Annotated in this window: 4 protein-coding genes; all 4 read right to left on the bottom strand. The window is 38.3% G+C overall.

Annotation, left to right across the window (positions count from 1 at the left end; all coding sequences use genetic code 11):
* Positions 1-11: 11 nt before the first annotated feature.
* Positions 12-386 (bottom strand): NusG domain II-containing protein, encoded by a 375-nt coding sequence (locus AC3AX0_RS11175; RefSeq protein ID WP_487550365.1) that lies wholly within the window; start codon positions 384-386, stop codon positions 12-14.
* Between the two features lie 122 nt (positions 387-508).
* The gene (locus tag AC3AX0_RS11170) at positions 509-1,483 is read right to left on the bottom strand and encodes an RnfABCDGE type electron transport complex subunit B (protein ID WP_487550364.1); all 975 of its coding nucleotides are present in this window, start codon (positions 1,481-1,483) and stop codon (positions 509-511) included.
* A 12-nt stretch (positions 1,484-1,495) separates the two neighbouring features.
* Positions 1,496-2,071, bottom strand: coding sequence for an electron transport complex subunit RsxA (gene rsxA, locus AC3AX0_RS11165; RefSeq protein ID WP_487550363.1), 576 nt, complete (start codon positions 2,069-2,071; stop codon positions 1,496-1,498).
* On the bottom strand, positions 2,071-2,640 hold a 570-nt coding region (gene rsxE, locus AC3AX0_RS11160), incomplete at its 5' end, for an electron transport complex subunit RsxE (protein ID WP_487550362.1). The genes rsxE and rsxA, both read right to left, overlap by 1 nt.

The raw sequence follows: 2,640 nt of genomic DNA, 5'->3' as shown, positions 1-2,640 counted from the left end.
TGATTACGGAGCTAATGACTCACTGCATCTGGTCCTGACTCAATCTCACCTGTAATTTCAACAGTCACCTTGTTGGGAAGACAAACTATTATTTCACCAGGTCTGTCGATTCTACCTTGCTTAATGCATGTCTTATCTGGACAACTACTTTCTTCCATATAGACATATCCTTTTTCAATATGGATTACATTTATACCCTTGTCCGTATCTATGGTTATTTTCTTGTCCAAAGTACCATCCAGAGAATATTTCTTGTACAATTCACCATCTATGCTTATTTTCACATAGCTGTTATCATAGTTCATAGTCATGGCACTTATAAAAACCAAGGAGCCTATGCTTAATACAAGTATTAAAACTATTAACATCTTATCCCATTTAGTCATGAAATCACCTTCAAATATTTTAACATTAATAACAAGCATTTACAAGACGACACGGAAATTGAAGTTCATAAATTTTATAAAAAAAAGTCTCTTCCTGAGAAGAGACTTTCATTTTTATTAATTTATCTCATTTCTATTGCATCCTTAGGACACTTTTCGTAGCATACGCCGCAGCCTATACACTTGTCCTCATCAACAACATGAACTCCCTTAAGCTCTCCGGAGATACATTCTACAGGACAATTCTTAGCACAAATTGTACACCCTATACATTTTTCAGGTATTATATAAGCTTTTTGTCGGTCTTCAAGAAGTGCAGTTATTGACTTTGTAGGACACTTCTCTGCACATAACATACAGTTTGTACATTTTTCGTAGTCAATTTTTGCAATGTTGTCAACAACGTGAATTGCATCAAAAGGACAAGCTCTTTCACACATCTTGCATCCAATACATCCAACCTTGCATTCTTCCTTTACAGTCTTTCCAAACTCATGGTTTGAACAATCCACTACTGTTTTCTGCTTGTAAGGAACAAGCTCTATGATATTCTTAGGGCATTCCTTGATACACTTCTCACAAGCTGTACATTTTTCCGCATCAACTACTGCAACACCATTTACAACATGGATTGCATCGAAAGGACAAACCACTACACATGAGCCATTACCAAGACATCCGAAGGAACAGGCTTTATCTCCACCCTGTATCATAGCAGAGGCCTTGCAATCAGCTATTCCCTGATATTCAAATCTTTTTTCTGTTCTGTCATAGTTACCCTTGCACAGAACCCTTGCTACCATTTTTTCTCCTGACGCTGCTTCTATACCCATAATCTTGCTTATTGCTTCAACACAGGCTTCTCCACCAACTGGACAAGCAGTAATAGGAGCATCTCCAGCCACAATGGCCTTTGCAAGTGCATCACATCCAGGCAATCCGCAGGCTCCACAGTTAGCTCCCGGAAGAGCTTCTCTTACTTCTGTAATCTTAGGATCAACCTCGACATGGAACACTTTTGAAGCTATGGCAAGAATTACTCCAAATGCCAGTCCAAGTCCGCCCAATGCCGCGATTGCTGTTACTATACCATTCATCTGACCCACCTCCTATAATGACAGTCCTGAAAATCCTAAAAAGGCTATGGACATCAATCCTGCTGTGATCAATGCAATAGGGAATCCCTTTAGACATTCAGGTACATCTGCTATTTCAAGTCTCTCTCTGATACCTGCAAAAAGTACTATGGCCATTGTAAATCCTATTGCCGCACCCAAAGAGTTAACTATTGTTTCGATTAAATTGTATCCTTCCTGGATATTGATTATTGCAAGACCCAGTACTGCACAGTTCGTAGTTATAAGAGGCAAGAACACACCCAATGCTTCATAAAGTGAAGGACTTGATTTCTTAAGGAACATTTCAACAAACTGAACAAGTGCAGCTATTACAAGAATAAAAGCAATTGTCTGAAGATATCCCAGACCAAAGTTATCAAGAATTGCAACCTGAACCAAATATGTGATAATGGATGCAAGAGTCATAACGAATGTTACAGCTACACCCATACCTAATGCAGTATCAACCTTTTTAGATACACCAAGAAAAGGACAGATTCCCAGGAACTTTGACAGTACGTAATTATTTACAAGTACTGCTCCAATAAATATACTAAACAATCCCATTATTCTGCCTCCTTCTTAAGCTTTTTTTTCATAGCAACAAAGTTAACCAGACCTATAAGCAATCCAAGCGCAAGGAATGCTCCCGGTGGAAGTATCATTACCAATACAGGTTTGAATCCTGCACCAAGAACATCAAGTCCAAAAAGACTTCCTGCTCCAAGAAGCTCTCTTACTGCACCAAGTATAGTAAGTGCACCAGTAAATCCAAGACCCATACCCACTGCATCAACTATTGAAGGAAATGCAGATTGTTTAGAAGCAAAAGACTCCGCTCTACCAAGGATTAGACAGTTTACAACTATTAGCGGAATAAACAATCCAAGTGACTTGTAAAGAGTAAATGCATATGCATGCATGAACATGTCTATTATTGTAACAAATGTTGCTATTATTACTATAAAAGCCGGAATACGGATTTTATCAGGAATAACTTTTCTAAGTAAAGATATAACAAGGTTTGAACCTATTAAAACTACCATAGTTGCCAAGCCCATAGCCATACCGTTTATGGCTGAAGTTGTAACAGCCAAAGTTGGACACATACCCAAAAGTTGAACAAAAGTAGGGTT

The organism is Dethiosulfatibacter sp., assembly GCF_983023055.1.
This window is presented reverse-complemented; position numbering and strand designations above follow the sequence as displayed.

Excerpts from the sequence above, each read along its gene's own strand:
- AC3AX0_RS11175 (WP_487550365.1), bottom strand. The coding sequence starts at position 386 with ATGACTAAATGGGATAAGATGTTAATAGTTTTAATACTTGTATTAAGC.
- AC3AX0_RS11170 (WP_487550364.1), bottom strand. The coding sequence starts at position 1,483 with ATGAATGGTATAGTAACAGCAATCGCGGCATTGGGCGGACTTGGACTG.
- rsxA (WP_487550363.1), bottom strand. The coding sequence starts at position 2,071 with ATGGGATTGTTTAGTATATTTATTGGAGCAGTACTTGTAAATAATTAC.